This window comes from Ruegeria sp. AH12 (assembly GCF_056541465.1).
Map to the genome: position 1 here is coordinate 1 of NZ_JBQFYL010000056.1, position 1,367 is coordinate 1,367.

At 56.1% G+C, this 1,367-nt stretch carries 1 protein-coding gene and 1 pseudogene; both read right to left on the reverse strand.

Translation table 11 applies throughout. From position 1 onward, the window contains the following. A partial coding sequence (locus ACR0EL_RS21530) for an aminotransferase (protein WP_480502205.1) occupies positions 1 to 1,084 on the reverse strand: 1,084 nt, incomplete at its 3' end. A gap of 75 nt (positions 1,085 to 1,159) precedes the next feature. Next, a pseudogene (locus ACR0EL_RS21535) lies at positions 1,160 to 1,367 on the reverse strand (GntR family transcriptional regulator); the annotation flags it as partial.

A 1,367-nucleotide genomic window follows, 5' to 3' on the forward strand; every position in this document is an offset into this window, starting at 1 on the left:
ATTTCTTTTTCATATAGGGCGCGGCCACGTTGCGCACATGATCGACGACGTTTTCTTCTTCGAGGATGCGCAGATTTTCGAGCGCAACTGCTGCGGCAACCGGGTGGCCGGAATAGGTGTAGCCATGGTTGAACTCGGTGGCGCTGATGACACGGGCGACTTCGTCGCAGACGATCGATCCGCCAATAGGTGCATAGCCTGAGCTAAGGCCCTTGGCGATTGTCATGATATGCGGTTTGATCCCGACGGTTTGCGAGCCAAACCAGTTGCCGGTTCGGCCAAACCCGCAGATCACCTCATCCGCGATCAGCAGTATATCGTACTTGTCGCAGATGCGCTTAATTTCAGGCCAATATGTGTCGGGTGCGATGATCACGCCGCCTGCGCCCTGCACAGGTTCGGCGATGAAGGCAGCGACGCGATCTTCGCCCAGTTCCTGAATGGCTTCTTCCAGCTCGCGCGCGCGGGCAAGGCCGAATTCCTCGGGGCTCATATCGCCGCCTTCCGCCCACCAGTTCGGCTGGTTGATATGGTGGACATTCGGGATTGGAATGCCGCCCTGCGCATGCATTCCTGCCATGCCACCCAACGACGCCGATCCAACAGAAGAACCGTGATAGGCATTCTTGCGGCTGATGATGATGTTCTTGTCCGGCTGACCTTTTTCGGCCCAATAGGTGCGCACTAGACGGATGTTGGTGTCGTTGGCCTCGGACCCGCTTCCGGCAAAGAAGACATGGTTCAGATCACCTGGCGCAAGCTCAGCCAGTTTTGCAGCCAGCGCAATGGCGGGCGTATGGGTCGTCTTGAAGAAAGTATTATAGTACGGCAGCTCGCGCATTTGACGTGCGGCTGCATCGGCCAGCTCGTCGCGGCCATATCCGATATTCACGCACCACAATCCGGCCATACCATCCAGAATTTCATGACCTTCGCTATCGGTCAGATAGACGCCCTTGGCACGGGTGATGACCCTGACACCTTCGTCTGCCAGCGACTCATTGGTTGAAAAAGGATGCAGATGGTGTGCTGCGTCCAGCGCCTGCAATTCGGCAGTGGGCATGTGATTGGTGATGGTGGACATCTCGGATTCTCCAGCAAGCGTCGTTGCCAGATAGAATATGATCAAATTTTATGCTGTCAATCGAATCGCTGGTTTCTAGGTGCTTGGCAAAGCATCGCCCATCATTCCCATACCCTGCTCAATGTCCTGCGCTGTTGCTAACGCGGCCTTTTCTGCATCTCGCTCACGTAGCGCGGCAATAATGTCTTTGTGTCTGTCGGGCAGGCTTTGAGTGCCGAAGCGACCGCAAACGATGCGCAGCGAAGGGCCGAATCGCAGCCATAGCCGTTCGGCTAGATCAACA